This is a genomic window from Variovorax paradoxus (assembly GCF_902712855.1).
In the GTDB taxonomy this organism is placed as follows: domain Bacteria; phylum Pseudomonadota; class Gammaproteobacteria; order Burkholderiales; family Burkholderiaceae_C; genus Variovorax; species Variovorax paradoxus_Q.
In genome coordinates, this window is record NZ_LR743508.1 from 433,205 (window position 1) to 460,023 (window position 26,819).

Genomic DNA, 26,819 nt, shown 5'->3' on the forward strand with positions numbered 1-26,819 from the left:
ACAGCGCAAGTCGCGCATCGCCGATCATCGGCCGCCGCCTCGCGCGCGAAACCTGCAGCCCTGGGCTTTGATGCAATGGCCGGCGTTTTCCCAGGCGTGCCGGCAAGGAGAGACTCATGGCTAGCATTGCAACTGTCATTTCGTCCGACCGCGTGGAAGGCACCAGCGTCTACAACGCCGCCGGCGACAAGCTCGGCACCATCGACGACCTGATGATCGACAAGCTCTCGGGCCAGGTGCGCTACGCCGTGCTCGAGTTCGGCGGCTTCCTGGGCATGGGCACCGACCGCTACCCCATTCCCTGGAACATGCTGAAGTACGACACTGCGCAGGACGGCTACGTGGTCCCGCTCGACAAGGCCACCATCGAAGGCGCACCCAAGTACGCCGACGCCAGCGTCCCCGACTACGACGACCGCTACACCACCAGCATCAACAAGTACTACGGCTTCTGACGCGCAGCCCATGGCAGCGCCTTGGGCGGGGACGGCGGGGTGGCGAACTCGCCGGCCTTTTCGCCCGCGCATCTCCCCTCCGGCACATGGTGGCGGTAGTGCTGGTGCTGCTGTCCACGCTCCTCGCGTGAGACTTCGCATTCGACCTGCTGGACTGCAGGTTCACGCCGGTCGCGCGCTCGCTGGAGCTTCAGCCTGAGGTGGCGCGCGACGCGCAGCTTCGCGACAAGGGCGTGCAGGATGTCGCCCGCTCCAAAGCCACAGCTCGCTCATCGTGATGAAGCGCAAGTCGGCCTCGCCCTGATCTCCCTCTCCTTTCGACGAATCAGGCCGCCGGCTTCTTCGGTGCAGGCGCTGGAGATGGGGTGCGCGTGGGCGTCGCCGGATCGCTCGGCAGGTCGGCGGGCGTGCGCCCGTCGGGATTCATGCCGGTCTTCGGCTCGGGCGTCTTCGAGGGGCTGCCGGGCGAATGGACGCCGCGTCGCTGTGGGGTCATGTGTGTTTCCATCACTGCATGAATTGCAGTAGAGCCCGAAGCCTAGGCGGCACCGGGTCGACCGCGGTGAGACAAGCATCGCAGCGCGTGTGGGAACGCACCGACGCGCGGCCGTCGTGCTGTCCGCGTCCGGTCCGCCGCGCGATGCGAACACTGGAGCGCAATGATCACTTCCGGCGCCTCCCTCATCGCCACGCGCACGCAGGGGCTGCGTGCCCTCGCATTCAACTGCACGCTGAAGCCAGCGGGGCACCCTTCTTCGACCGGCGCCATGCTGGCCGACGTGGCGGCCGCGTTCGCACGGCACGGCGTGGACACCGAGACAGTGCACGCAGCCGCGCACAACATCCTGCCCGGCACCCGCTCCGATGAAGGCCCCGGCGACGACTGGCCAGCCCTGCGCGCCCGGGTGATGGCCGCCGACATCGTGGTGATCGGCTCGCCCATCTGGATCGGGCAGCCGAGCAGCGTGGCCAAGCGCGTGCTCGAACGCCTAGACGCCTTCATTGCCGAGACCGGCGACGACGGCCGCATGCCGTCGTACGGCAAGGTCGGCGCGGTGGCGGTGGTCGGCAACGAGGACGGCGCGCACCACGTCGGCGGCGAGGTGTACCAGGCGCTGAACGACCTGGGCTTCTCGCTCGCGGCCAACGCGATGACCTACTGGGTGGGCGCCGCGCGCAGCGGCCAGGAGTACCTCGAATTGAAGCCCGTGCCCCGTTCCACGCACGACGCGACCGAAATGATGGTGCGCAACGCGGTGCACCTCGCGCAGCTGCTGCGCGGTGCGCCCTACCCGCCCAAGGACTGAAGCGCACGGCGCACGCATTCCGGCATCACGCCGTCCACACCGACCGCATGCCGGTCGCACGCAAGGAGAAAGCCATGAGCAACCCACCGATCCCCGGCACCGGAGACGGCAGCCGCCCGACCACCGAAGGCGGCGTCGACAACCTCGGCGCGGGCGAGTCCTTCTCGGGCCACAAGAACGAGGCCGGCGAAGACGTTTCGCGCCCCGCGCCGCAGGAAAGGATGCAAGCCAGGCGCAAGAGCGCGGAGGCCGCGCGCCAGGACGACTCCGCCGCCTTCGGCCTCACCGAAGACCTGACGCCGGTACCCAACCCCGAACCCGGCAGTCCTGACGCGTAGGCCTGCCAGCCCACCGCCCCGCGGGCGTGCTCTCACGGTGCCACGCGATGGTGCGCGAGCGACGCCCCGAGGCTTTCGGCATCGCCCCCCGGACTCGCGCATCCGGCCGCTCACCGATGCGACCACCCATCCGCCCATTCAAGGAGAAACAAATGAACGATCCGATCCAGGCCGCACCGCGTCCGCCCTTCGACACGCCCGAACAGACGCCGCCAGGGCTCGAGTCGCGCATGAACCCGCTGCCTGATTTCGGCGAGGCCTCCTACATCGGCTCCGGCAAGCTGGTCGGCAAGGCCGCGCTCATCACCGGCGGCGACAGCGGCATCGGCCGCGCGGTGGCGCTGGCCTTCGCGCGCGAAGGCGCCGACGTGCTGATCTCGTATCTGGCCGAAGAAGAGTCCGATGCGCAGCACACGCGCCAGCTCATCGAGAAGGAAGGCCGCACCTGCGTCGCGGTGCCCGGCGACATCTGCGAGGAAGCCCACTGCCGCAAGCTGGTCGACACCGCAGTGCAGCGCTTCGGCAAGCTCGACGTGCTGGTGAACAACGCCGCGTTCCAGATGTCGCACAAGGACCTCGCCGAGATCAGCGCCGAGGAGTTCGACCGGACCTTCCGCACCAACGTCTACGCCAACTTCTTCCTGTGCAAGGCCGCGGTCGCGCGCATGAAGCCGGGCAGCGCGATCATCAGCACCGCCTCGGTGAATGCCGACAAGCCCAATGCCACGCTGGTGGCCTATGCGGCGACCAAGGGCGCGATCCAGAACATGTCCGGCGGCATGGCGCAGCTTCTCGCCGAGAAGGGCATCCGGGTGAACTGCGTGGCGCCCGGTCCGTTCTGGACACCGCTCATTCCCTCGACCATGCCGCCCGAGAAGGTGAAGGAGTTCGGCACGCAGACGCCGATGAAGCGGCCAGGGCAGCCCGCCGAGCTGCAGGCGGTGTACGTGCTGCTCGCATCCGACCAGGCCAGCTACATCTCCGGCGCGACGATTCCGGTGACCGGCGGCGTGCCGTTCATCTGAGCGGCACCGGCGAACCCACGCGGATGCCTCCGTGCGGAGCTTGCAGCGCGACGAAAGGCATGGCGACCGGACGGGCTGCGCAATTTTTGCGTTCCTTCATCGGCATGCACTTTCGTCCTACGCAGCATCCGCGGTCTTGCGGCAACTCTGGGATTCCCCCTACCCACCGAACCATCCACGAAGGACCCCACGATGACCACCACGAAGCGCGCCACCCCCGACGCCTGCAGCCTGCTCGACACCGACCACAAGAACGTCAAGAAGCTCTTCACCGCCTATGAAGAACTCGCGCACTCCAAGGCCGCGAGCGCACCCGGCAAGAAACGCGACCTGGCCATGCAGATCTGCACGGAGCTCACGGTACATGCGCAGATCGAGGAGGAGATCTTCTATCCCGCCGTACGCGAAGCCCTGAAGGACACCGACCTGCTCGACGAGGCGGAAGTGGAGCACGCCAGCGCCAAGGACCTGATCGCGCAGATCCAGGACGCCACGGAGATCGACGAGAAGTTCGATGCCAAGGTGAAGGTGCTCGGCGAGTACATCGACCACCACGTGAAGGAAGAACGCAACGAGCTCTTTCCCAAGGCACGCGCCGCGCGCGGTCTCGACCTGGTCGGCATGCGCGAGCAGTTGGCGCAGCGCAAGGAAGAACTCATGGCCGACATGAGCGTGATGGCTTGAGAGCGCACCGGGCACCGGGGCCTCCGCGACCGCCGCGGACGTCCGGGTGCCACGCGCGATGACCGCCTTGCCGGCAGGGTCGGCCACCTCAGGAAATCCGGAGATGCCGTGGAGTGGCGCAACAGGATGCGCGACCGGCGGCTCCACGTAGTTCGAAAGCAATCATGCACACCGGCCACAAGCCATATGCCGCGGCGTTGCGGCAACTGTCCTACAGACGCCGGGGTATCGAAGGTTCAGCCTTCGTGCAACGGTTTGAGGGGCTGCGGCCATGAACATCACCAGCAATGCGGAAGATCCACGCGACGACACGAGCGAGACGTCGACCGAACGCCGGGCCATGGGTTGGTCGGCGGTGCCGGTCGTTCTTGCGCTGGCACTGCTGGGCTGCGAAGCGATGACCGATCCGTCGCGGGGCTTCGAGGCCCGGCTGATCGAGACCCTCGCCGTCATGGCGGACCACGCGCCGCTCAAGTAGAAGCCAGAAGCAGCGGACCCGCAGGCCGCGACCCGCTTCAGAGTCAGAAGTTCGCGAGTGTGGCGGCCACTGCCACTGCCATCACGCCCGTGGCAGCCCATCCGACGATCTTCAGCCTCCGCGTGATCACCAGCGGGTTCAACGCGGTCAGCATCGCGCCGAACATGATCGGCACCGACGCCAGCGCATTGTTGACCGCCGCATACACCAGCGCCTTCATCGGATTGATGCCGGAGAGTCCGATGGCCAGCCCGGTCAGCATCGCCGCAGCCAGGATGCCGTAGAACACCGGTGCCTGCGCGGGCGCATGGTCGAGCCCGCGCCGAACGCCGAGAAGGCTGGCGAGTGCATCAGTCGCGGAGCCGGCGAGCACCGGCAGCGCAAAAAGGCCGGCGCCCGCGATGCCCAATCCGAACAGCACGAAGGCCGCCTCGCCGGCGACGGGCTTCAGCGCCTGCGCCGCCTGCGCGGTAGTGCTGATCGATGTCTAACCGCGGCCCAGCTGGCTTGCTCGGGCCGTCGTCGGCCGCGCCGGTGATCAGGCCGCGACCGCGCTGGCGAACCAGCGCTTCGCGCATGCCTGCGGCACCTGTGAATTGGCGGTGTCCGGCAGGGTCATGCGACCCGATGCGAGCGGCCCGGATGCGTGCGGCGCTTGCGACGCGACAGCATCCTGCTGGCCGCGCTCACGACGGCAAGCACGATCAGCTGGCGCGCCAGACCGGACACCGCGGAGCGAGTGCGCCGCTCGAGCAGGCGCTGCGTTTTCGTCAGCCGTGCATCGCCGTCGGACGGCGCCTTGCGCGGCGCAGCCACCACGCGGTCGGTGCCGGCCTCGGCCTGCTGCGCGGCGACGTCGGTCGCCGCCGTGGCCTTCGCGGCGGCCACCGAGCCGTGCGCGCTCGCATAGACCTTGGTGAATTCCGCGCCGAGCAGGAAGATCTGCGCCGCGTAATAGACCCACGCGAGCAGCACCACCAGCGAGCCGGCCGCGGCGAACGATTCGGTCACGCCACTCTTGCCCAGGTAGAGGCCGATCAGCACCTTGCCGATCTCGAACAGCACCGCCGTGACGATTGCGCCGATCCATACGTCGCGCCAGGCGATGGGCGCGCTGGGCATGAACTTGAAGATCATCGCGAACAGCAAGGTGAGGATGGCGAGCGACACCATCACATTGAGCAGCTGCAGCAGCAGTTCCCAGCCCGGAAGCAGGCCGACGCTCCAGGTGCCCAGAGCCGCCAGCGCCGCGCTCACGACCAGCGAGACCATCAGCAGGAACGCGAGCCCCATGATGAGCCCGAACGACAGCACCCGCGCGCGCACGATGCCCCACACGCCCTTGGGCTTGACGCGCTCGGGCACGTGCCAGATGCGGTCGAGCGCGCTCTGCAGTTCGGCAAACACCGTGGTGGCGCCGACCACCAGCACACCGATGCTGATGGCGCCTGCAATCAGCCCGCGCGACGGTTCGCTCGCACTGCGCACCAGCCCCTGTACGGCCAGCGCACCCTCCTGCCCGATCAGCCCGGAGAGCTGCGCGGCGATCTGCCCCTGCACTGCTTCCGCGCCGAAGAGCGCGCCCGCCACAGCGATGACGATCACCAGCAGCGGCGCCAGCGAAAACATCGTGTAGTAGGAGATCGCTGCGCCCATGCTGGGCGCGAAGTCGTCGATCCACGCCATCACCGCGTCCTTGCAGAGGCGGTAGAGCAGCGCCGGTTTCGAAGCGCGCGAAGGCGGCGCGGCGGGCGCGGGATCAGCCAGCGGACCGGAATCGGTGTCGGCTTCGGGTCGGGGTGCTCGTTCGAGCCGGGGTGTGGGCAGGGCTGGGGTCATGGTCGGGCTCCGGGGCGAAGGTCATGTTCCGCTTCGTCGCGGGCCCATGGGTCAGTGCGTGCGCCGAAACTTCGTGAGCGCATAGCCGACGGCGAGCGCCGCACCACCGGCCAGCACGCCTGCGCCGACGCGCATCGCGCCGCTCGACGGACGCCACGCGCGCCTGGCCTGCGTCGTTGCGGGCGCGCCGGACACCTGCGTCGCATCGTGCGGCGCCGGATGCACCGACTTGCTCACGCTCACCGAGACGGGGTCGCTCGCGGGGAAGGATTCCTCGATGCCGTGATCAATGGCCGACTCGCCCGGCGTCTCGGTGACGGGGTTGGTGGACGCAGTCGAATGGGCGGGATGGTGCGCGGCCGTGGGAAACGGGAATGCGCCGGGGTTGCGGACGTCGGTCATGAAGTGGTCTCCTGGTTCAGTGGTGGTGCTTGAAGTACTGGACTTCGCGTTCGTGCTGCTGTGCCTGCGACAGCGAGTCGAAGGTGCCGAGGTTGCGGCGCTTGCCGGTCTTGGGGTCGACCTTGCGCGAATAGAGGCGGTATTCACCGGATGCGAGCTTGCGGATCATCGGTAACGCTCCTGGAAAGTTGGAAAGCAATGGCCTAGAAGCCCAATCTGGGAGGCCCTGCGCGCCCCCGGTGTCGGACAATTTCACCTGCCGGTGCGGGAGCTTTCGCGTGACACCGGCCCCCGGCGATGTCCGACACGCCGCTGCGCGCGCGGGCATAGCGTTTCTTCTCGCGCACCGCCGGTGCGCATGCAGAAAGGAATACGCCATGAACCCGACTTCGGCCAGGCACCAGGCCCGCAGCGACGAACGCGACAACCGGCGCGTCTTCGCGTTCGCCACGATCGTTGCAGTGCTGGTGGTCATCGGCGCACTGATGTACTTCTACGCGGCCGACAAGCGCGGCGAGGCACCGCAGCAGCCGGCCGCTCCCTCGGCGCAGGTCGGGCAGCAGCCGCAATCCTCCACCCCGCCCGCGGCCGAAGCCGCACCCGGCGCACAACCCGCGAAGTGATCCGCCCCATGCAGAGATTCATCGACCGCACGGTCATCGTCACCGGCGCAGGTTCCGGCATCGGCGAGGCCACGGCACGCCGCTTTTCCGCCGAGGGCGCCAACGTGGTGCTCGCCGGCGACACCCTTGCCAAGCTCGAGCGCGTGGCGGCAGACCTTCCGCCCGAACGAACGATGACCAGAAAGACCGACGTCTCGAAATACAGGCAGGTGCAAGCGCTGGTCGCGGCCACCGTCAAGCGTTTCGGTGCGCTGCACGTGCTCTTCAACAATGCCGGCATCGCCGTCGAAGGCACCGTCACCGAAGCGCCGCTCGACGGCTGGGACAGGATCATGGCCATCAACGCCGGCGGCGTGTTCCACGGCTGCCGTGCGGCCATGCCGCACCTGATCGAGAGCGGTGGCTGCATCGTCAACACGGCCTCGGTGTCGGGGCTGGGCGGCGATTGGGCGATGGGCTTCTACAACGCATCGAAGGGCGCCATCGTCAACTTCACCAAGGCGCTGGCGCTCGACCATGGCAAGGACGGCGTGCGCGTCAACGCCGTATGCCCCAGCCTCACCTTCACGCCCATGACGGCCGACATGAAGAAGGACCGCAAGCTGATGGCCAGGTTCAGGGAACGCATCCCGCTCGGCCGCGGCGCCGAACCTTCGGAGATCGCCGCGGTGGTCGCGTTCCTGGCGAGCGACGACGCCAGCTTCGTCAACGGCGTCGCGTTGCCGGTGGACGGCGGCCTCATGGCGTCGAACGGGCAGCCCGACATGTCCTGATCGGCATTGCGGCCGCGCGCCGATACCATCGGCCGGATGCCGGAACTGCAAATACCGATCCAACGTGGCGCGCGCGAACCGATCGCCGCGCAGATCACGGCCGGCCTGCGCGCCGCGATGCGCGACGGCCGGCTGGCGCCCGGTGCGCGCCTGCCCTCGTGGCGCGACTTCGCGGCGCAGCTCGGCGTGGCGCGAGGCACGGTGCGCCAGGCCTACGAGCGCCTGATCGACGAAGGCCTGGCCGTGGCGCTGGGCGCAGCCGGCACGCGCGTGGCGCGGCAGCCACCGGCGGCTCGCCACGAGCCGGCCGAAGCGGCCGGGGCCGAAGCACCCGTCGTCGTCGATTTCGCTTCCTTTCCGCCGCCCGCGACGGTGTTCCAGATGGGCGTGCCGGCCAACGACGCGTTTCCCGTCCAGGTGTGGTCGCGCACCGTGGCGCGCGCGACACGCGCCATGGCGGGCGTGCAGCATGTCTACCCCGACCCCCGAGGCCTCGCCGCGCTGCGCACCGAGATCGCCGCGCACCTGGCGATTGCGCGCGGCCTCTCGTGCCGGCCCTCGCAGGTGTTCGTGACCACGGGCTACGCCAGCGCGCTCTCCCTGGCCGTGCACGCGCTCGGCCTCTTCGGTACCTCGGCCTGGATGGAAGACCCGGGCTATCCGCTCGCGCGCCGCGCACTGGGGGTGCTCGGTGTCGAGACAGTGCCGGTGCGGGTCGACATCGAAGGGATCGACATCGAGCGCGGCATCGCGCTGGCGCCTCGGGCGGCGTTCGCGCTGGTCACGCCGGGGCAGCAGGCGCCGCTGGGCGTTGCGCTGTCGCCGCGGCGGCGGCGCGCGCTCGTCGACTGGGCCGCGCGCACGAACGGCTGGATCATCGAGGACGACTACCTGAGCGAACTGCAGCTGCAGGGCCGCGCGGTGCCGTCGATCGGCGCGCTCGACGCCGCCGCGCGCGTGCTGCACATCGGCACCTTCAGCAAGACGCTGAGCCCGACCCTCCGGCTCGGCTTCCTGGTCGTGCCGCCGGGCGAGGAAGAACGCTTCACGCGCGCTGCGGCCGTGCTGTCGCCCGCGACCTCGCCGCTCACGCAGCGCGCGCTGGCCGACTTCATGCGCGGCGGCCACTACCTGCGCCACCTGCGTCGCATGAAGCGCCTGTATGCCGCGCGCCGCGACGCGCTGGCGGCCGCGCTCGGCAACGCGTCGGCCACGTACGCGAAGGCCGGCCTCGCGGTGCTGCTCCGGCTGCCGGAAGGCATGGACGACGTGGCGCTGGCGAAGGCGGCGCATGCGCACAAGCTGTCGCCCACGCCGCTGTCGCCGTGGTACGCCGCGCCCGCAGCCGGGCATGCGGGCCTGGTGCTCGGCGTGACCAACGTGCACGAGGACCGCGCGCAGGAAGCCTGCGATCGCCTGATGAAGCTGATCGCGCGGCACCGCTGAGGGGCCACCGGGCACGACCCGGTGCATGCGCGCCGGCGCGCCCATGGTCCAGTGCGCAATGCAATTCTTGGGTCTGTCGCGCAACGCCCGTCATCCGCAGAATTCCTCGATGCCATCTGAACAAGGACAAGGAATGAACGCCACACCGACGATGCCTGCCGGCTTCGCCATGCGGCATGCCGAAAGCGAGGCCGAACTGCGCGCCTGCTGGCGTGCCATGCAGCAACTGCGCCCGCACCTGCACGATGCGCAGGACCTGCTGCAGCGCGTGGACCGCATGCGCGCCGACGGCTACCGCATCCTCGCCGTCTGGCGAGGCGAAGGCGCTACCGCGGAGGCGATCGCGCTCGCCGGCTACCGGCTGCAGGAAAACCTGGTCTACGGCCCGTTCCTCTATGTCGACGACCTCGTCACGCTGGAAAGCGAGCGCGGCGGCCAATGGGGCGCGCGCCTGATCGACGCCACCGCACGCATCGCGGAGGAAGCCGGCTGCGCCAAGCTGGTGCTCGACACCGGACTCTCGAACGCGCTGGCCCAACGCTTCTACTTCCGCCAGGGCATGCTGACCGGCGCGATGCGCTTCAGCAAGGTGCTGGGAGGTACCGCGCGATGAAGACGATCGGCAACATCCTGCACATCACCGCCAGCCCGCGCGCCGACGCCTCGTTCAGCCAGAACTTCTCGAAGCGCATCGTCGAGCGGCTGCTGGCGCGCGACCCGGGCGCGGTGGTCGTGCGGCGCGACTTCGGCGTCATCGGGCTGCCGCACGTGGACGAGACCTACGGCCATACGCTCGCAGGCTCGTGGCCGATGGCGGCCGACGCCTACGAGCGGCCCGGCTCGCTGGCGCAGTCCGAACGGCTGATCTGCGAACTGGAAGCGGCCGACGCCGTGGTGATCGGCACGCCCATGCACAACTACACCGTGCCCTCGGTGCTGAAGGCCTGGATCGACCACGTGCTGCGCGCGCACCGCAGCTTCGGCTTCTCGCCCGAAGGCAAGGTGGGCCTGCTCGCCGACCGCCCGGTGTACATCGCGGTGGCCTCCGGCGGCGGCTACACCGGCGAGGGCACGCTGCAGCCGGACTTCCTCACGCCTTATCTCGAGGCGGTGTTCCGCACCATCGGCATCCGCGACCTGCATTTCTTCCCGCTGCAGCGCACGGTGGCGGGTGCCGAAGCCGTGGCCGAGGCACTGCGCGGCGTGGAAGCGCTGCTCGACCGCAAGCTGCCGATGCCCACGCTCACGCCCCTGCCCGAGCCCATGCCGCTCGCCGCGGCCTGAGCACGAGGCGCGCAGTTCAGGCTGCGGCGGCGTCCTTCGCGGCGAGCGCGAGCGTCCGCCTGGCGATGTTGACCAGGTGGATCTGGCTCGTTCCCTCGTAGAGGCGGAACAGCCGCACGTCGCGGTAGAAGCGCTCGGCCACGTTGCCGGCGATGAAGCCGCTGCCGCCGAACACCTGCACCGCGCGGTCCGCGACGCGCCCGCACATCTCGGAAGCGAAGAGCTTGCACATCGAGGCTTCCATCGTCACGTCGATGCCGTCGTCCCGCTTGCGCGCGGTCTCCAGCACCAGCGCACGCGCGGCGTGCACCTCGGTGTTGCTCTCGGCGATCATCTGCTGCACCAGCTGGAACTCGCCGATCGGCTGGCCGAACTGGCGGCGCGCCTGCGCCTGCCGCGCCATCTCGGCCACCAGGCGAATCGCCGGTCCGATGCACAGCGCGGCCAGGTTGATGCGCTGCTTGTTCAGCGTCTTCATCGCAGTGCGGAATCCCTGCCCCTCCACCCCCCCGACGATGGCCGAGGCCGGCACGCTCACCCGCTCCAGAACGACCTCGCCCACCGGCGAGCCGTGCTGGCCCATCTTGCGGTAGGGCTGCGATGTCGACAGGCCGGGCGCGCCGCGCTCCACCAGGAACGCGCTGATGCCGGCCGCGCCCTTCGCCTGCGGGTCGGTGCGCGCGAACACGGTGAACAGGTCTGCGATCGGCGCGTTGGTGATGAAGCACTTGTGCCCGCTGATGACGAAGCTGTCGCCATCGCGCACCGCCACCGTCTTCTGCGCGGTCGCGTCCGAGCCGGCTTCCGGCTCGGTGAGCGCGAAGCAGCCGGTCAGCTCGCCGCTGGCCAGCCGCGGCAGGTAGCGGCGCTGCTGCTCGGGCGTGCCGTCGACCACGAGCGACTCCGACGCGATGCCGGTGTTGCCGCCGAAGCGCGCGCGGAACGCGGTCGCCACCTGCGATACCTCGAGGTTGACCAGCGTCAGCTCTTCGGTGGTCAGGCCCGCGCCACCAAAGGCTTCGGGAATGCTGTGGCCGAACAGGCCCAGCGCGCGCATGCGCTCCACCACCGGCTCGGGGATCTCGTCGCCGGCATCGACCTGCCCCTCGAGCGGCAGGCATTCCTCCTGGGCGAAGCGGCGGACCGTGGCGAGCAGCGCCGAGAAGGATTCGCGGTCGCGGATCATGAGAGGGTCCCTTCGGCCACGGTGCGCAACTCGCGCACCTCCCGCACCTCCCGCAGAAGGACATACAGCATGTCGTCCGGCGCCGCGCAGCCGACCGGCTGGCGCGCACCGAACAGCACGGCGTCGCTGCGGGCGAGTTCCGGCCGCTCGCGCTCCTCGATCCAGTCGTACACCACGGTGCGTGCGGCAATGCGCCACTCGCCGATGCGGCGCTCGAAGCGGTCGAGGTAGCGGCCGCACAGCAGGGTGCGCTTCGCGGGCGCGTCGGCGGGTGCCTGCAATGCGAAGAAGCTGCTCTCGACCGCCGCGGTGTTGCCGTGCAGCTCGATGGCGACGTTGTTCACCTGGTGCACACGCCGCCCGCCCTGGCGCAGCCGCTGCAGCGCCTGCGTGATGAAGCCGTCGGCGCTTCCGTTCCAGGCGCCGTGACAGTCGGTGGCGTCTTCCCAGTAGGCGGAGCGCAGCGCCGCCTCGTCGACGCGGTCGATGCCGCGGCAGTAGCGGTAGAGGCACTCGCGGATCGCCTCGCGATCGAGCAGCGCCTGCAGCGGTGCGCGCGGGTTCATGGCGCCGTCGCAGCCGCGGACACCGGCGCCCGCCTGAACAGCTGCACGACGTTGCCCTCCGGATCGCGCAGCGACATCACCGCACCGTGCGAGCCCATGTCGCGCGTGCCGATGACCTGCCCGCCGGCGCCGGTGATGCGCTCCTGCGCACCGGCGAAGTCGCTCACCTCGAACACCATCACCACGCCGGATGTGGCCGGCGCGGCCTCTTCCGCGCAGGCGAGCGCCACGCCCGTGCCGCCCACGCCGTACTGGATCCAGCGGTCGTTGTCGCGGAACTTGAGCTTCAGGCCCAGTGCCGACGCATAGAAGGCGTGCAGTTCGGCCGGATGCCGCGCGACCACGTAGACGTTCTGCAGGCGCTGGGGCGCAATGTCCTCGGTGCTCACAGCGACGTCTCCGATGCGCCGCCGTCGAGGCGGATCACCTCCGCGTTGACGAAGCGCGAGCCGTCGCCGGCCAGGAAGCAGATCGCGTCGGCGATGTCTTCCACGGTGCCCAGCCGCCCCAGCGGCGTGCGCGCGATGCGCTTCGCATCGAGTTCGGCGTTGCGGTGCTTGGCCGTGCCTTCGGTGGGCACGGCGCCGGGCGCCACCGCATTCACGCGGATGCCGCGCGATCCGAGGTCGGCCGCGGCGGCGCGCGTGATGCCGAGCACGCCGGCCTTCAGGCCGCTGTAGACCACCGAGCGCGCGGGCGACTTGAAGCCGGCGATGGAGGCCACGTTGACCACCGAGCCGCCGCGTTCCGGGTCCATGAGCTCGGCCGCGGCCTGGATGCCCCAGATCACCGACTTGAAGCCGATCTCGACCATGCGGTCCATCACTTCGGGCGTGATCTCGGCCAGCGGCTGGTAGCGGACCCACGCCGCGTTGTTGACCATCACGTCGAGCCGGCCGGCATCGGTGTGCAGGCGCTGCACGGCCAGGCGCATGCCGTCGCGGCTCGACACGTCCTGCGGCACCGCCACGGCCTTGCCGCCGAGCCGGCGGATCTCCGCCACGGTGTCCTCGACGAAATCGGCCTTGAGGTCGTTCACGCCGACGGTCGCGCCGAGCCGGGCCATGGCCAGCGCGGTGGCGCGGCCGATGCCGTGGCCGGCACCGCTGATGAAGGCCACGCGGCCTTCGAGGCGTTCGGGGGACAGGGGTGCATTCATGGCTTGTCTTTCGTTTCCGGCACCAGCAGCGCATCGAGCGCGAAGGCGCCTCGCCCGTGGTCGAGGACCACCAGCGGGTTGATGTCGATCTCGGCGACGGTGTCCGCATGCCGGGCGGCGAACTGCGAAAGCGCCGCCACCGCGCGGGCCGCCGCCGCCACGTCGGCCTTCGGCCGGCCGCGCGCACCGTCGAACAGCGGGAAGGCCTTGAGCGAGCGCAGCATCTGCATCGCCTGCGCCTCTGTGACGGGCACCACCTGCAGCGCCACGTCGCGCAGCACCTCGGCGAAGATGCCGCCCAGGCCCACCATCACCACCGGCCCGAACACCGGGTCCTTCGTGGTGCCGAGGATCAGCTCGGTGCCGCCTTGCGCCATCTGCGCGACCAGCACGCCGGCGATGCGCGCCTGCGGCGCCTTCTGCGCCACGCGCGCGAGCATCGCGTCGTGTTCCTCGCGCAGTTGCTCCTCCGAGCGCACGCCGACCACCACCCCGCCGACCTCGGTCTTGTGGGGAATGTCGGGCGAGACGATCTTCAGCACGACGGGGAAGCCGATGTCGCGCGCGGCGGCCAGGGCTTCGTCCCGCGACGCGGCGGTGACTTCCTTCAGCACCGGAATGCCCGACTGCGCGAGCACCGCCTTGGCGCTCGCCTCGTTGGCGAAGGCTTCGGGTGGCAGCGTTTCCAGCGACGGCGATGCGACCGCCGCTTGGCTTTGCGCGCCGCGCGTGCCGAGCCGCACCAGCGCGGCCAGCGTCGCGCAAGCCGCATCGATGGTCTCCACCGTCGGGATGCCCATCTCGTTGAGCTGCGCGATGGTCTCGCGCGGTGCCTTGCAGCACAGCAGGATCAGCCGCGCCGGATGCGCGCGGCGCACCTCGTCCAGCGCTGCCATGTACACGTCGCGCAGCCGCGGCATCTGGAAGGCGTAGGCCGACTGCAGGATCACCGCGTCGCAGCCCGCGTCTTCCACCACCGCCGACAGCACCTGCACCAGCAGCTCGGGCCGGCTCGACACCTGCGCCGTCATGTCGACCGGGTTGCCCGGCGATGCATAGGGCAATGCCGCGACGATGCGCTGCTGCGTGGCCGCCGAGAGCTTCGGCAGTTCGAGCCCCTGCGCGCTGGCGGCGTCGGCCATCAGCACGCCGAAGCCGCCCGATGCGGTGACCAGCGCCACGCGCGGTCCCTTCGGCGCGCGCGACACACCGACCACCGACACCGCATGGCCCACCTCGAGCAGCTGCTCGATGCTCGGCACGCGGATGGCGCCGGCATTGCGCAGCACCACGTCGAAGACCGCGTCGGAACCTGCCAGCGCACCGGTGTGCGACGCCGCCGCCTCGCTGCCTGCCGACGACACGCCGACCTTCAGCACCACCACCGGCTTGCCGGCCTCGCGCGCCATGGCCAGCGCGCGCACCAGCTTGGCCGCGTCGCGGCAGGTTTCCATGCAGCACAGGATGACCGAGGTGCCCGGGTCGCCCGCCAGCGACGCGATGCCGTCGGCGATGTCCACGTCGCACTCGTTGCCTGTGGTCAGCAGCCGGCTGATGCCGATGCCGCGCTCGGCCGCCAGGCGCATCGTGTAGCTGCCGAGGTTGCCGCTCTGCGATGCGATGCCGACATGGCCCGCCGCAGGAAACGCCGACTCCAGCGCCACGGAGAAGGTGGCGATGCTCCTGTCCGCCACGCCGATGGAGCCCAGGCAGTTGGGTCCCACGACGCGCATGCCCGATGCCTTGGCCACCGCGCCGATGGCCGCCTGCAGCCGGCTGCCTTCCTCGCCCATCTCCGAGAAGCCCGACGAGAGGATCACGGCCGCGCGCACGCCGCGCGCGGCGCAGTCCTTCACCGCCTCGAGCACGGCGTCGGGCGGCACGGCCATCACGGCCAGGTCGGGCACCGACGGCAGATCGGCCACGTTCGCATAGGCGGGCAGCGACTGCACCGTGCCGCCCTTGCGGTTCACCGGATAAATGGCGCCGCGGTAGCCGTACTTCTGCAGGAACTGCAGCGGCCGGCCGCCGATCTTGGTCACGTCGTCAGACGCGCCGAAGATTGCGATCGAGCGCGGCTTGAACAGGGCTTCGAGGCCTCGGCCCACTTCGACTTCAACTTCCGTCGTGCTCACGCTCAGCGCCCCTTGAACACCGGCGCGCGCTTCTCGAGGAAGGCCTGGCGCGCTTCCTTGGCGTCTTCGGTGCGCGACAGCGCCATGGTGATGTTCTGCTCGAAGCGGTAGCCGTCGCGCTGCGGCATCACGTCCATCATGTTGGCGGCCTGCTTGGCGTAGGCCAGCGCAATGGGGCTCTTGGAGGCCATCTCCTGCGCCAGGCGCAGGGCGGTGGGCATGAGCTCGTCCGCCGGCACGACCTCGTCGAGCACGCCGCGGCGGTACAGCTCGGCCGCGGGCACGCGCATGCCGGTGAAGAACATGCGGCGCGTGAACGAGCGGCCGAACATGGTTCGCAGCATCGAGACGCCGCCGGCCAGGCCCACGTTGATCTCGGGCATGGCGAAGCTCGCGTCGTCCGAGGCCAGGAAGATGTCGCAGGCGGCCATCAGGCCGAAGCCCGCGCCCAGCGCCGGGCCGTTGACGGCCGCGATGACGGGCTTGGCGCATTCGCGGATCGCGTTGCCGGTCTCGCGGGTCCAGCGGTTGTGGTCGAGGAAGTCCCCGGGCTTGTCGGCCGAGGGCCGATCCTTCAGGTCGGCGCCCGAACAGAAGAACTTGCCGGTGCCGGTGAGGATGGCCACGCGGATGTCGTCGCGCTCGGAGACCTCGTCGAACACCTGGATCAGGCGGTGGCGGGTCTCGCGGCTCAGGGCATTGACGGGCGGCTTGTCCAGCCGCACCACGGCGACGAACTCGGAAACTTCAAGACTGACGCTCATGACGAACTCCTGGCAGCGGGGGACATGCCGCGCGCCGGTGCGACGGCGGCTTCGGTGGGGGGATAAAGCAGTTGCGACGCATGCGTCATGCGGTCGCCGTAGCGGAACTCGGAGGCCAGCAGGCGCTGCGCCATGCGGGTGGCCAGCACCTCTTCGCTCACGCCCATGCCGCCGTGCATCTGGATCGCGCCCTCGGCGCACAGCCGCGCGGTCTCGGCCAGCGCGACCTTCATCAGGCGCAGCGTGCGGCGCAGGTTGGCGGCACCGCGCGCGTGCTCCTGGAACGCATGCAGCATCAGGCCCTTGGCGCAGAGGTAGCGCACGTACATGTCGGCCGTGCGGTGGCGCAGCACCTGGAACGTGGCCAGCGCCACGCCGAACTGCCGGCGCTCCTGCAGGTGCCTGACGGTCTGCTCGATCAGCGTGGTGAGCGCCGCCACGGTGTCGGCCGCGGTGAGCAGCAGCGCGGCGTTGTCGGCACGCTCGAGCGCCGCGTCGGCCGCGGCGCCGCGTGCGATGCAGGCCAGCGCGGGCACGGTGACGCCGTCGAGCCTGAAGTCGGCGCTGCGCCGGCCTTCCATGGTGCGGTAGGTGGCGCTGGGCGCGGGCAAGTGTTCGAGGTCGACCAGGAACAGCGCCGTTTCGCCGCTGCCCTGCAGCCTGGCGGGCACCAGCCAGTGCGTGGCGGCCAGCGACACGTCCACGCCCTTCACCTCGCCGGTGAAGGCGTAACCGATGTCGAGCTGCTTCGCGCCGACGGCAATGTCGTCGAGCGAGGCCGAGAGCGAGGTCAGGGGCGCGATCTTCGCGCTGCCTTCGCACACCGCTTCGAGCCAGCGCGCGGAGGTCTCGGCGTTGGCAGCCTGCAGCAGCAGCGGAACCACCGCGCAGGTCTCCACCACGGGCAGGTGCACGCCGTGCGAGGCCAGGCCGACGACGATGGAGGCCAGGTCGTTCAGCGTTCCGCCGACGCCGCCGGCGTCCTCGGGCACCAGCGTGCAGGTCCAGCCCATCTCGCGCACCGGGTCGGCGTCGCCGAAATCCCTGGTGTTCTCGTTGTCCTGCGCGAAGCGGGCGGCGGCGTCCAGCAGCATGCCGGGGAACAGGGGGGTGAATGACATCGACACTTCTCAGGCTCCCAGCAATTCATTGGCAACGACGTTGCGCTGCACTTCCGACGTGCCCCCGGCGATCGTGCGGGCGCGGGTGAAGAGGTAGTTCTGCACCCAGGTGGCGCCGGGCTCGCCCTCGCCTTCATCGACCAGGAAGCGGTGCGCGGCATCGGGCCCGACCGCATCGAGCGCGATGGTCGTCAGGCGCTGCGCGACGTCGCTGCACATGAGCTTGATGACCGACGGCTGCACGCCCAGCGGGCGCTGGTTCTTCAGGTCGTCGGTGGCGTTGGCGAGCAGCACGCGCGCGCCCTTCACGTCGGCCTCGGCCAGAAGCAGGCGGTAGCGCAGGCTGCTGAAGTCACGCTTGCCGGCCGCGGCCCGGGCCGCTTCTTCGACCACGCGCGTGACCTGGCGGCGCACCAGCTCCAGCCGCGCCACGTTGGCCGGGGGCAGCCGTTCGCGCTCGAGCAGGAACTTGGCGCAGGTCCAGCCCTTGCCGACTTCGCCGATCAGGTTGTCGGCGCGCACGCGCACCTCGTCGAAGAACACTTCGTTGAGGTGGTGCCAGCCGTCGATGCTGCGAATGGGCCGCACGGTGATGCCGGGCGTGTCCATGGGCACGAGGATCAGCGAGATGCCGTCCTGCTTCTTCGCCTCCTTCGAGGTGCGCACCAGCATGTAGATCATGTTGGCTTCGTGCGCGTGCGAGGTCCAGATCTTCTGGCCGTTGATGACGTATTCGTCGCCGTCGAGCCGGGCACTGGTGCTGAGCGAGGCCAGGTCCGAGCCCGAGCCCGGCTCGGAGTAGCCCTGGCACCACCAGTCGGAGCCGTCGAGGATGCGCGGCAGGAATCGCGCCTTCTGCTCGGGCGTTCCGAAGCGGATGATGACCGGGCCGATGTGGCCCAGGCCGTGGTGGTACAGCGGCGGGCAGTCGGCCTCGGCCATGGTCTCCTCGAAGATCAGCCGCTGCATGATGTCCCAGCCGGTGCCGCCGTGCTCGGTCGGCCAGCTCGGTGCGCCCCAGCCCCTGGCGGTGAGGATCTGCTGCCAGCCGAGGTACTCGCGCTTGGTGACCTTCTGGCCCGCGGCCACGACGGCGCGGATCTCGGCCGGGCATGCGCTGCGCGCGAACTCGGCGAGCTCGCGGCGGAAATCCGCGTAGGGGTCGGCCCCGGCGCCTTCGGCGCCGTGGGTGTCGTCGTTCGACATGTCTTGTCTCCTGAGTTGTGTTGCTGACCGCCCCCAGGCGGTGCAGCGATGGGCTGGCGCGTTCAGGCCGCCGCGGCCGGGCTGGCCACCGGCGCGTCCTTGCGCAGCTTGGTGATGAGTTCGTCCAGTGCGGCCACCGCGCCGTCGGCATCGCGCCGGCGCAGGCAATGCACCACGCGGCGGCGCAGCGGGAACAGGTCGGGCCGGGGCAGCACCGGGATGACGTGCGTCATGCGCTCGCGCAGGATGCTGGTCATGGTCTGCGCCATCAGCATGAGCGCCTCGTTGTGGCCCGCGTCCGCGATGGCGCAGAAGAAGCGGCTGGCCGATTCGATGCGTTGCGCGAGCGTGTCGGTGCCCTGGTGGCGCTCGATGTCGTCCACGGCCTTCTCCACCGCGTCGAGCTCGGCGTCGGTGGCGCGATCGCAGGCCAGGCGCAGCAGCGTGCCGTACAGCGTGCGGTAGGCCTCGTCGAGGTCCGCGGAACCCAGCCGCCCCTGCACGACCAGCGTGCGCAGCGACTCCGCCAGCATCATGTAGGCGCCCTTGTAGAACACCAGCGCGTGGTCGGCGCTGCCACCGCCCATGTGCTTCACCTCGCCGATGAAGATGTGGTGGTCGCCCGCGTCGTGGCATGCATGCACGCTGCACTCGAAGCTCGCCAGGCAGTCGTCGATCACCGGCATGCCGAGCGGACCCGGGCGCCAGGCCACGCCTTCGAACTTGTCGGCGATCCTGCTGGAGGCGAAGCGACCCGAGAGCGCGTCCTGCCGCTGCGACAGGATGTTGATGGCGAAGCCCTCGCCCTCGCGGAAGGCACCCACCAGGCTGCTGGCCTTGCGCAGGCTGAACAGCACCAGCGGCGGCTCCAGCGACACCGAGCTGAACGAGTTGCAGGTCAGGCCCACCGGGCGCCCGACGGCGTCGCGCGTCGTGATGACGGCCACGCCGGTGGGAAAGCAGCCCAGCAGCTGGCGGAACAGCATCGGCTCGATCGGAGCCACCGCTGCGGGCCCGGCTTGGGGTACGGCGTGGGTCATGGCTTGGGTCATGGCTTTCCCCTCGGATGGGTCGCGTGGCCGGTGCCGCTCAGGCCGCGGCGAGTTCGGGCTCGACCTGCGCCACGTGCGGCGGGTCGTTCGCGATCTCGCGCTGCACAGCGGGCATGATCACCTTGGCCCACAGCTCCAGCTGGCGCAGCATGGTCGGGTGGTCGAAGTCGCCCATCTGCGTCTGGAAGGCGTAGTGGCAGGGCTTGAGCGTGCGGATCTCCTTCACCACACGCTCGATCACCTGATCCACCGAACCCACCGGCAGGTTGGCGCGCATTTCCTCGAGGCTCGATTCGCCTTCGACGATGCCTTCCTCGACCTGATAGTCGTCGGCCACCTGCGCGGTGCGGCGCTTCAGGCTCACGGCAATGCGGCGCTGGAAGCGTGCGCAGTCGAGGTAGCGCTCCACCTCGTCCTTGTTGTCGCTGGCGTAGGCCGCGCGCAGCACGCCGACCTTCACCTGCGCCGGGTCCTTGCCCTCGGCGAGCGCGACCTTGTCGATCAGGTTGCGGGTCGCGCGCAGCTTCTCCACGCCGCCGTCGCCGCCCGAGACGAACACATGGTGGCCGCCGCGCACCGCGCGGGTCACGAAGGTGGGGTCGACGCTGGTGATCCACATCGGGGGCATCGGCTGCTGCACCGCGCGCTGGCTGATAGCGCTCATGGGCTGCTGGTAGAACTCGCCGTCGTAGCTGAACTTGGGCTGCTTCAGGCCCAGCTCGAGCATGTCGAGCATCTCGAGCGTGCGCGCCTTGGCGGTGTCGAGCGAGACGCCGAAGCGCTCGAACTCGAAGTGCTGGTAGCCCGAGCCGATGCCCAGGTTGAGCCGGCCGTTGGACAGCTGGTCGACCATGGCCACGTCGGCAATGAGGCGCGCGGGCTGGTACAGCGGTGCGACGACAATGCCCGTTCCCAGCCGGATGTTGCGGGTGACCGCGGCGCAATGGGCGATCATGGTCAGCGGCGAGGAGCACAGGCCGTAGTTGCTGAAATGGTGCTCGGCGTACCACGCGGCCCCGAAGCCCAGTTCGTCGGCCACGCGCGTCTGCTCCACGGCGTCGCGCAGGATCTGGTGGGACGTCTTGTGCTTGTTCCGCTGCTGCATCAATATGAAGATTCCGAAATCCATCGCTTGGCTCCTTGTAGGCTTGGTTGCGTGTTTTGATGGTAGGAGCCGGGTCCCCGTCCGGCTCGCCATGCTTCGCACACCTTCTTTGCGCTTATTGAAATGAAGGCCCTCGATTCGCTGCGGATCTTCGTGATCGTCCAGAGGAAGGGCAGCCTCTCCGCGGCCGGCCGCAGCCTGAGCCTGTCGCCCGCCACCATCTCGCGGCGCATCAGCGCGCTCGAGGAGGAACTCGGCGTCCAGCTGGTCGACCGCACCAGCCGCAACCTGAAGGTGACCGAGGCCGGCCAGGCCTTCCTGGAACACGCGGAGGTGGTGCTGGAGGCCATGGCGCGGGCCGAGGAGGCGGCGCGCAACTCCAAGCAGCTGCCCGAGGGCCGCCTGCGCATCCATTCGCGCATGCAGATCGGGCTGCGCGTCATCGGGCCGCTGCTGCCGGGCTTCGCGCAGCAGCACCCCGACATCCAGCTCGAGCTCGAACTGTCGGAGCACCCGGTCAACCTGGTCGAGCAGGACTTCGACATCGACATCCGCACCGGCGAGTCGAACGATTCGAACTTCGTCATCAAGCGCCTGCTCAGCAGCGACGAGGTGCTGGTGGCGAGCCCCGCCTTCATGAAGGTGCACAAGCGCATCCGCCACCCGAACGACCTGATGCAGGTGCGCTGCCTCACCTACCGCCGCGAGCACGAGGCGGTTACCTGGAAGTACATCGACGAACAGGGCGTGCAGCAGGAACTCCCCATCCAGGGCGTGCTGAGCTCGAACAACGGCGAGCTGCTGCGGCTGGCCGCCATCGGCGGCATGGGGATCGCGCTGCTGTCGGAGCCCACGGTGCGCAGCGGCATCCAGGACGGCACTCTGGTGCGGCTGCTGCCCGAGTACCGCTTCGCGGTGCGCGCGTTCTCGAACGGCGTCTATGCCGTGTTCCGCCAGAGCCGCACGCTGCCCCTGAAGGTGCGGGCCTTCGTCGACTTCATGGCCGAGGCGCTGCGCGAGAACGACGGCGCCTGAGGAAAAGAAGATGCGCCGCGGGTCGGCGCCTCAGCCGCCGAACAGGTGCGGCGGCAGGCCGGGCGCCGGCAGCCCGCCCACTTCGAACAGCGCGCCATCCTGCGGCCGGTCGCCCGACAGGTTGGTGCTCTTCGACAGCGAAGTGACGAAGGCTTTGTCGAGCTTCGCGCCGCCGAAGCACAGGCTGGTGGGATGCGTTGCGGGCAGCTCGACCACCCGCTCCACGCGACCGTCGGGCGCGAAGCGCGCCATGGCGCCCGCGCGCGGCAGCACGCTCCAGACGAAGCCTTCGGCGTCCACGGTGGCGCCGTCGGGCCCGGAGGCGAAGCCCTCGGTCTGCGCGAAGGCGCGGCGATTGGCGAGCGGCCCGTGCGGTGAATAGTCGTAGGCCCAGATCGTGCGCAGCGGGCTGTCGGCCACGTAGAAAGTGCGGCCGTCGGGGCTGAAGCACGGCCCGTTGGTCAGCGCGAAGCCGTCGGCGAGCAATTCGATCTCGCCGCCGGGGCGCAGGCGGTAGAGACCGCCGCCGATCGGCTCGCCCGGCTGGCGGTGCACATGCAGCGTGCCGGCCACGAAGTTGCCCCACGGATCGCACTTGCCGTCGTTGAGGCGCACGCCCGGGTGCTCGGTGTCGATCCGTCCGAGGCGCTGCAGTTCGCGCGTGTCGAAGCGATAGCGCGCGAAGCCGTGCTGCAGCGCCACGAGCACGGCGCCGCTTTCGCACAGTGCGACCGAACCGACCGGTGCGGGCAGGCTGTGGCTTTCGGATTCGCCGGTGCCGGGCCAGTGGCGGTGCAGCGTGCCGGCCAGCGAGTCGATCCAGCAGACGGCGCCCGCGCGCGCATCCCAGCAGGGGCTCTCGCCCAGCAGGTCCCGGGTCGTGCCGAGTTCCCGAACAGTCCATGCATCCATGGTCCGCAGTGTGGCGACGGACGCGGCGCGGGCTCGCGCGCATCGTGCAAAGCTGCTTTGCACATCGTGCCTTCCCGCGCCCGCCGTGCGCTCCTAGAGTCCGGCCGATGAAAGAACCCACCGCTCCCCCGCCCCTGCAGGGCATCCGCGTCGTCGAGCTCGGCAACTACATCGCCGGGCCCGGCACCGCGATGTCGCTGGGCGACCTCGGCGCCGAGATGCTGAAGATCGAATCGCTGGACGGCGACATGGCGCGCCACACCGGCCACTTCGGGCACGCGATGCTGCGCGCCTACAACCGCAGCAAGAAGTCGATCGCGCTCGACCTGCGGCAGCCGCGCGGGCTGGAGATCGCGCGCCGCCTGATCGCCGGTGCCGACGTGGTGGTGCAGAACCTGCGCCCCGGCGCTGCCGACGCGCTCGGACTGGGCGCAGAGGCGCTGCGCGCGGCGCATCCGGGCCTCGTCCATGTGTCGATCAGCGGGTTTCCCGCGGACGCGCCCTCGCGCGACCGGCCGGGCTACGACATCGCCGCGCAGGCCGAGAGCGGGCTGATGGCCGTCACCGGCGAGCCGCAGGGCCTGCCACAGAAGGTGGGCGCCACCATCGTCGACACCGCCACGGTGCAGGTGGCGACGCAGGCGATCCTGGCGGCGCTGTTCCGCCGCGAGCGCACCGGCCATGGCGAGACCATCCGCGTATCGCTTCTGGAAGTGGCGCTGAACCTGCAGCTGGCCAACTGGAGCGACTACCTCGTGCGCGGCGTGGAGCCCACGCGCAGCGGCGACGGCCAGCCGCTGAGCGCGCCGGCGGCCGACATCTTCCGCACGCGCGACGGCATGGTGGTGATCTCGGCCTACGTGCAGGCGCACTGGGTGCGGCTGTGCGAGACCATCGGCTGCCCCGAACTGGCGACCGACGCGCGCTTTGCCACCAACGAACTGCGCGTGCAGAACCGGCCCGCGATGAAGGCGGCGGTGAGCGGGCGGCTCGCGCACTACGGCACCGGCGAGTGCGTGCAGCTGCTCACGCGCCACAGCATCGTGGTGGGCGTGGTGCGCAGCTACGCCGATGCGCTGGCCGGCGCCGACTTCCGCGCCAGCCGCATGGTGATCGAGGCGGCGCCCGACGGCGAGCTGCCCGGCTACGCCAGCTTCGGCCTGCCCTACGAGCTGTGCGACACACCGCGCCGCGCCACCCGCGCGGCACCCGCGCACGGCGCGCACACCGAGGAACTGCTGCGCGAGGCGGGATACGGCGCACAAGAGATCGAGGCGCTGCGCGAAGCGCGGGTCGTGAAGACCGCGCCCTGACCCCTGGCAGGCCGCGCCCCTGGCACGGCCGCAGTTTGGCGACTGCGCAAAAGATCCGGATCGCCGCGCAAAGGACAGGCCGCCCGCCCGTCCATAGACTGCGGCCATGCCCCATGCTTGCCTGCCGGCCGCGCCGATCGCGCCCTTCTTCTCCTCCGCCCGCCGCGACGGCGACTGGGTCTTCGTCAGCGGCCAGATGGCCTTCGACGAGCACTCGCGCATCGCGGGCGACACCGTCGGCGACCAGACCCGGCGCTGCCTGGCCCGCATCGAGCACATCCTTTGCGCCGAAGGCCTCGGCCTTGCCGACGTGCTGAAGACCACGGTGTGGCTCGGCCGGGTCACGGACTTCATCGAGTTCAACGCCAGCTACGCGGAGGTCTTCGCCACGACGAAGGCACCGGCGCCGGCGCGCTCCACCGTGCGCGCCGACCTCATGGTGCCGGGCGCGCTGGTCGAGATCGAGGCCATTGCGCGCAACCGCCCACTCGCCGGAGACTGACGGCATGAGCACACCCAATCCCACCGCCGCCGCCACCGCCGTCCCCGACGTCGACCTCGACCTCGACGCCATCCGCGAAACCGCCCGCGCCAACGCCGGCGCGCTGCTGCGCACGCCCGTCGCGCCGCTGCACGGCGCCACCGTCGAGCGCCTGCTGGGGCGTGCCGACGTCGTCATGAAGCTCGAGCTGTTCCAGCGCACCGGCACCTTCAAGGCGCGGGGCGCGCTGAACTCGGTCCGGCGCCTGACGCCCGCGCAGAAAGCGCTCGGCATCACCGCCGTGAGCGCCGGCAACCATGCGGTGGCCGCGGCGTTCGCGGCGCGCGAGGCCGGCGTGAGCGCCAGGATCGTGATCCAGGCATCCGCCAACCCCGCCCGCGCGGCCCTGGCCCGTTCGTACGGCGCCGAACTGCTGGTCGCGCCCGACGGTGCCACCGGTTTCGCCATGGCCGAGGCGCTGGTGCGCGACGAGCAGCGCAGCTTCATCCACCCCTTCGAGGGAGAGGCCGTGTCGCTGGGCACGGCCACGCTGGGCCTCGAGTTCGCCGAGCAGGCGCCGGACCTCGACGTGGTGCTGGTCGCCGTGGGCGGCGGCGGGCTCGCCAGCGGCGTGGCCACGGCGGTGCGCAAGCTGCTGCCGTCGTGCCGCGTGATCGGCGTCGAGCCCGAGGGCGCCGACGTCATGCGGCGCAGCTTCGAAGCCGGTTCGCCGCAACGCATGGACAAGCTCTCGACCATCGCCGACAGCCTGGCGCCGCCGATGACCTTGCCGATGGCCTACGGCCTGTGCCGCCGCTACATGGAACGCATCGTCACCGTGAGCGACGACGAGATCTGCCGCGCCATGGCGGTGATGTTCCGCGACGCCAAGCTGGCCGTCGAGCCGGCCGGTGCCACGGCCCTTGCCGCCCTGCTGGGGCCGCTGCGCGACGAACTGCGCGGCGCACGCACCGGGCTCATCGTCTGCGGCGCCAATCTCGATGCCGCGACCTATGCGCAGCAACTCGCTCGCGGAGAGCTGTTGCTGGACGCCTGATCGCCTGAACGCCTGCGTCCCGAGCGCCACTGCAGCGCTGCGGACGCGCCCCGCCCGATTCAACTCTCCTGGAGCAGCCCCCATGAAGCGACGCGACCTCTTGTCCATGCTGCCTGCCGGCATCGTGGGCGGTGCCATGCTGCCGCGCCTTGCCGCCGCGCAGCCGGCCTCGCCGGAGCTGCCGCGCACGATCCGGCTCGTGGTCGGCTATCCGGCCGGCGGCACGGCGGACGCGGTTGCGCGCATCTACGCCGAAGGCCTGCAGAAGCGCCTGGGAGTCAATGTCATCGTGGACAACAAGCCCGGTGCCGGCGGGCAGCTCGCGGCCGAGCAGTTCCGCACGCTGCGTCCGGACGGCACCGCGCTGCTGCTCGGCAACAGCCACATGTTCTCGACCCTGCCGCTGACCTCGCGCACGGTGCGCTACGACCCGGTGAAGGACTTCGCGCCGGTGGCCCGGCTCGCCACCTTCGAGGTCGCGCTGGCGGTGAGCGCCGCGCAGCCGGCGAGAACCCTGAAGGAGTACATCGCGCTGGCGCGCGCCACGCCGCAGGCGCGCAGTTTCGGCGTGCCCGCCGCGGGCAGCTCGCCGCATTTCGTGGGCTACGTGGTCGGAAAGCAGGAAGGCGTCGAACTCCTGCCGGTGCCCTACAAGGGCGGCGCGCCGCTGCTGGCGGACCTGATCGGCAACCAGATTCCGGCCGCCGTGGATGCGCTCGGCGGCCTCCTGCCCTCGCACAAGACCGGCAAGATCCGCGTGCTGGCGGTGACCGGGCCGCAGCGCAGCAAGAGCGTGCCCGAGGTCCCGACCTTCGGCGAACTGGGCTTCAGGTCGCTGGGCAGCTCGAGCTGGGTCGGCCTGTTCGCACCGCCCGGCACGGCACAGGCCTTCGTCGAGCGCATCAACGCGGGCGTGCTCGAGGTCGCCGCGCTGCCGGCCACCACCGCCAACCTGGCCACCGCGGGCTTCGACACCGCCGCCGGCAGCCCGCAGCAGCTGCACGAGGCGGTGCGCAGCGAGCTCGCGCTGTGGCAGCCGATCATTCGCGAATCCGGATTCCAGATCGATTGAC

General features: G+C 70.2%; 32 protein-coding genes. 16 read left to right on the top strand and 16 right to left on the bottom strand.

What is annotated here, in order from left to right; translation table 11 throughout:
• Nucleotides 1–116: 116 nt before the first annotated feature.
• Nucleotides 117–455, top strand: a complete 339-nt coding sequence (locus AACL56_RS28440; RefSeq protein WP_339093351.1) for a PRC-barrel domain-containing protein — start codon at nt 117–119, stop codon at nt 453–455.
• Between the two features lie 325 nt (nt 456–780).
• On the opposite strand, the gene AACL56_RS28445 is transcribed toward AACL56_RS28440, so the two are convergent.
• Nucleotides 781–951 (bottom strand): hypothetical protein, encoded by a 171-nt coding sequence (locus AACL56_RS28445; RefSeq protein WP_339093352.1) that lies wholly within the window; start codon nt 949–951, stop codon nt 781–783.
• A 163-nt stretch (nt 952–1,114) separates the two neighbouring features.
• Here AACL56_RS28445 and AACL56_RS28450 point away from each other — a divergent pair, with 163 nt between their 5' ends.
• From AACL56_RS28450 to AACL56_RS28470, 5 genes are all read left to right on the top strand, one after another.
• Nucleotides 1,115–1,762: a flavodoxin family protein gene (locus AACL56_RS28450; RefSeq protein WP_339093353.1), complete on the top strand. Its 648-nt coding sequence runs from the start codon at nt 1,115–1,117 to the stop codon at nt 1,760–1,762.
• A 74-nt stretch (nt 1,763–1,836) separates the two neighbouring features.
• Complete coding sequence (locus tag AACL56_RS28455) at nt 1,837–2,100, top strand: hypothetical protein (protein ID WP_339093354.1); 264 nt, start codon at nt 1,837–1,839, stop codon at nt 2,098–2,100.
• Between the two features lie 152 nt (nt 2,101–2,252).
• Nucleotides 2,253–3,125 carry a glucose 1-dehydrogenase gene (locus AACL56_RS28460; RefSeq protein ID WP_339093356.1) on the top strand — a complete coding sequence of 291 codons (873 nt, stop codon included), beginning with the start codon at nt 2,253–2,255 and terminating at the stop codon, nt 3,123–3,125.
• Nucleotides 3,126–3,317: 192 nt separating this feature from the next.
• A complete protein-coding gene (locus AACL56_RS28465; protein WP_339093358.1) occupies nt 3,318–3,809 on the top strand; it encodes a hemerythrin domain-containing protein in 492 nt (163 codons plus the stop codon).
• 271 nt (nt 3,810–4,080) lie between these two features.
• Nucleotides 4,081–4,287, top strand: coding sequence for a hypothetical protein (locus AACL56_RS28470; RefSeq protein WP_339093359.1), 207 nt, complete (start codon nt 4,081–4,083; stop codon nt 4,285–4,287).
• Nucleotides 4,288–4,330: 43 nt separating this feature from the next.
• Here AACL56_RS28470 and AACL56_RS28475 read toward each other — a convergent pair whose 3' ends face one another.
• The 4 genes from AACL56_RS28475 to AACL56_RS28490 form a co-directional block, all read right to left on the bottom strand.
• Entirely contained in the window at nt 4,331–4,768 is a 438-nt protein-coding gene (locus tag AACL56_RS28475; RefSeq protein WP_339095259.1) for a divalent metal cation transporter, read from the bottom strand.
• Between the two features lie 134 nt (nt 4,769–4,902).
• The gene (locus tag AACL56_RS28480; protein ID WP_339093360.1) at nt 4,903–6,126 is read right to left on the bottom strand and encodes a YihY/virulence factor BrkB family protein; all 1,224 of its coding nucleotides are present in this window, start codon (nt 6,124–6,126) and stop codon (nt 4,903–4,905) included.
• Between the two features lie 51 nt (nt 6,127–6,177).
• Nucleotides 6,178–6,528, bottom strand: a complete 351-nt coding sequence (locus tag AACL56_RS28485) for a hypothetical protein (protein ID WP_339093361.1) — start codon at nt 6,526–6,528, stop codon at nt 6,178–6,180.
• 16 nt (nt 6,529–6,544) lie between these two features.
• A complete protein-coding gene (locus tag AACL56_RS28490) occupies nt 6,545–6,697 on the bottom strand; it encodes a hypothetical protein (RefSeq protein WP_339093362.1) in 153 nt (50 codons plus the stop codon).
• A gap of 208 nt (nt 6,698–6,905) precedes the next feature.
• On the opposite strand from AACL56_RS28490, the gene AACL56_RS28495 reads away from it, so the two are divergent.
• From AACL56_RS28495 to AACL56_RS28515, 5 genes are all read left to right on the top strand, one after another.
• Nucleotides 6,906–7,151, top strand: a complete 246-nt coding sequence (locus AACL56_RS28495) for a hypothetical protein (protein ID WP_339093363.1) — start codon at nt 6,906–6,908, stop codon at nt 7,149–7,151.
• 8 nt (nt 7,152–7,159) lie between these two features.
• Complete coding sequence (locus tag AACL56_RS28500) at nt 7,160–7,924, top strand: SDR family NAD(P)-dependent oxidoreductase (protein ID WP_339093364.1); 765 nt, start codon at nt 7,160–7,162, stop codon at nt 7,922–7,924.
• 36 nt (nt 7,925–7,960) lie between these two features.
• Entirely contained in the window at nt 7,961–9,370 is a 1,410-nt protein-coding gene (locus AACL56_RS28505) for a PLP-dependent aminotransferase family protein (RefSeq protein ID WP_339093365.1), read from the top strand.
• A 133-nt stretch (nt 9,371–9,503) separates the two neighbouring features.
• Complete coding sequence (locus AACL56_RS28510) at nt 9,504–9,983, top strand: GNAT family N-acetyltransferase (protein ID WP_339093366.1); 480 nt, start codon at nt 9,504–9,506, stop codon at nt 9,981–9,983.
• Nucleotides 9,980–10,654: an FMN-dependent NADH-azoreductase gene (locus AACL56_RS28515; protein ID WP_339093367.1), complete on the top strand. Its 675-nt coding sequence runs from the start codon at nt 9,980–9,982 to the stop codon at nt 10,652–10,654. The genes AACL56_RS28510 and AACL56_RS28515 overlap by 4 nt, the downstream gene beginning before the upstream one ends.
• A gap of 16 nt (nt 10,655–10,670) precedes the next feature.
• Here the strand turns inward: AACL56_RS28515 and AACL56_RS28520 are convergent, their stop codons facing one another.
• The 10 genes from AACL56_RS28520 to AACL56_RS28565 form a co-directional block, all read right to left on the bottom strand.
• Complete coding sequence (locus AACL56_RS28520) at nt 10,671–11,840, bottom strand: acyl-CoA dehydrogenase family protein (RefSeq protein ID WP_339093368.1); 1,170 nt, start codon at nt 11,838–11,840, stop codon at nt 10,671–10,673.
• A complete protein-coding gene (locus tag AACL56_RS28525; protein ID WP_339093369.1) occupies nt 11,837–12,406 on the bottom strand; it encodes a nuclear transport factor 2 family protein in 570 nt (189 codons plus the stop codon). The genes AACL56_RS28520 and AACL56_RS28525 overlap by 4 nt, the downstream gene beginning before the upstream one ends.
• Nucleotides 12,403–12,795, bottom strand: a complete 393-nt coding sequence (locus tag AACL56_RS28530; protein ID WP_339093370.1) for a VOC family protein — start codon at nt 12,793–12,795, stop codon at nt 12,403–12,405. The genes AACL56_RS28525 and AACL56_RS28530 overlap by 4 nt, the downstream gene beginning before the upstream one ends.
• Nucleotides 12,792–13,565, bottom strand: coding sequence for an SDR family NAD(P)-dependent oxidoreductase (locus AACL56_RS28535; RefSeq protein ID WP_339093371.1), 774 nt, complete (start codon nt 13,563–13,565; stop codon nt 12,792–12,794). Before AACL56_RS28535 ends, AACL56_RS28530 begins: the two co-directional genes overlap by 4 nt.
• A complete protein-coding gene (locus tag AACL56_RS28540) occupies nt 13,562–15,700 on the bottom strand; it encodes an acetate--CoA ligase family protein (protein WP_339093372.1) in 2,139 nt (712 codons plus the stop codon). Before AACL56_RS28540 ends, AACL56_RS28535 begins: the two co-directional genes overlap by 4 nt.
• Nucleotides 15,701–15,702: 2 nt before the next feature.
• Nucleotides 15,703–16,464 carry an enoyl-CoA hydratase/isomerase family protein gene (locus tag AACL56_RS28545; RefSeq protein WP_339093373.1) on the bottom strand — a complete coding sequence of 254 codons (762 nt, stop codon included), beginning with the start codon at nt 16,462–16,464 and terminating at the stop codon, nt 15,703–15,705.
• On the bottom strand, nt 16,461–17,585 hold the full coding sequence (locus AACL56_RS28550) for an acyl-CoA dehydrogenase family protein (protein ID WP_339093374.1): 1,125 nt from the start codon (nt 17,583–17,585) through the stop codon (nt 16,461–16,463). Before AACL56_RS28550 ends, AACL56_RS28545 begins: the two co-directional genes overlap by 4 nt.
• 9 nt (nt 17,586–17,594) lie before the next feature.
• Complete coding sequence (locus AACL56_RS28555; protein WP_339093375.1) at nt 17,595–18,791, bottom strand: acyl-CoA dehydrogenase family protein; 1,197 nt, start codon at nt 18,789–18,791, stop codon at nt 17,595–17,597.
• Nucleotides 18,792–18,853: 62 nt separating this feature from the next.
• Nucleotides 18,854–19,843 carry a flavin reductase gene (locus AACL56_RS28560; RefSeq protein WP_339093376.1) on the bottom strand — a complete coding sequence of 330 codons (990 nt, stop codon included), beginning with the start codon at nt 19,841–19,843 and terminating at the stop codon, nt 18,854–18,856.
• A 37-nt stretch (nt 19,844–19,880) separates the two neighbouring features.
• Nucleotides 19,881–20,972 (bottom strand): LLM class flavin-dependent oxidoreductase, encoded by a 1,092-nt coding sequence (locus tag AACL56_RS28565; RefSeq protein ID WP_339093377.1) that lies wholly within the window; start codon nt 20,970–20,972, stop codon nt 19,881–19,883.
• Between the two features lie 99 nt (nt 20,973–21,071).
• Between AACL56_RS28565 and AACL56_RS28570 the strand changes: the two genes are divergently transcribed.
• Nucleotides 21,072–21,983, top strand: a complete 912-nt coding sequence (locus AACL56_RS28570; RefSeq protein WP_339093378.1) for a LysR family transcriptional regulator — start codon at nt 21,072–21,074, stop codon at nt 21,981–21,983.
• A 30-nt stretch (nt 21,984–22,013) separates the two neighbouring features.
• Here AACL56_RS28570 and AACL56_RS28575 read toward each other — a convergent pair whose 3' ends face one another.
• Entirely contained in the window at nt 22,014–22,895 is an 882-nt protein-coding gene (locus AACL56_RS28575; protein ID WP_339093379.1) for an SMP-30/gluconolactonase/LRE family protein, read from the bottom strand.
• A 107-nt stretch (nt 22,896–23,002) separates the two neighbouring features.
• Between AACL56_RS28575 and AACL56_RS28580 the strand changes: the two genes are divergently transcribed.
• The 4 genes from AACL56_RS28580 (at nt 23,003) to AACL56_RS28595 (ending at nt 26,818) form a co-directional block, all read left to right on the top strand.
• Nucleotides 23,003–24,208, top strand: coding sequence for a CaiB/BaiF CoA transferase family protein (locus AACL56_RS28580; RefSeq protein ID WP_339093380.1), 1,206 nt, complete (start codon nt 23,003–23,005; stop codon nt 24,206–24,208).
• A gap of 106 nt (nt 24,209–24,314) precedes the next feature.
• Nucleotides 24,315–24,710, top strand: a complete 396-nt coding sequence (locus AACL56_RS28585; RefSeq protein WP_339093381.1) for a RidA family protein — start codon at nt 24,315–24,317, stop codon at nt 24,708–24,710.
• A gap of 4 nt (nt 24,711–24,714) precedes the next feature.
• Nucleotides 24,715–25,746: a pyridoxal-phosphate dependent enzyme gene (locus AACL56_RS28590; protein WP_339093382.1), complete on the top strand. Its 1,032-nt coding sequence runs from the start codon at nt 24,715–24,717 to the stop codon at nt 25,744–25,746.
• A gap of 82 nt (nt 25,747–25,828) precedes the next feature.
• Nucleotides 25,829–26,818 (top strand): tripartite tricarboxylate transporter substrate-binding protein, encoded by a 990-nt coding sequence (locus AACL56_RS28595; RefSeq protein ID WP_339093383.1) that lies wholly within the window; start codon nt 25,829–25,831, stop codon nt 26,816–26,818.
• The last annotated feature ends 1 nt before the right edge of the window (nt 26,819 follow it).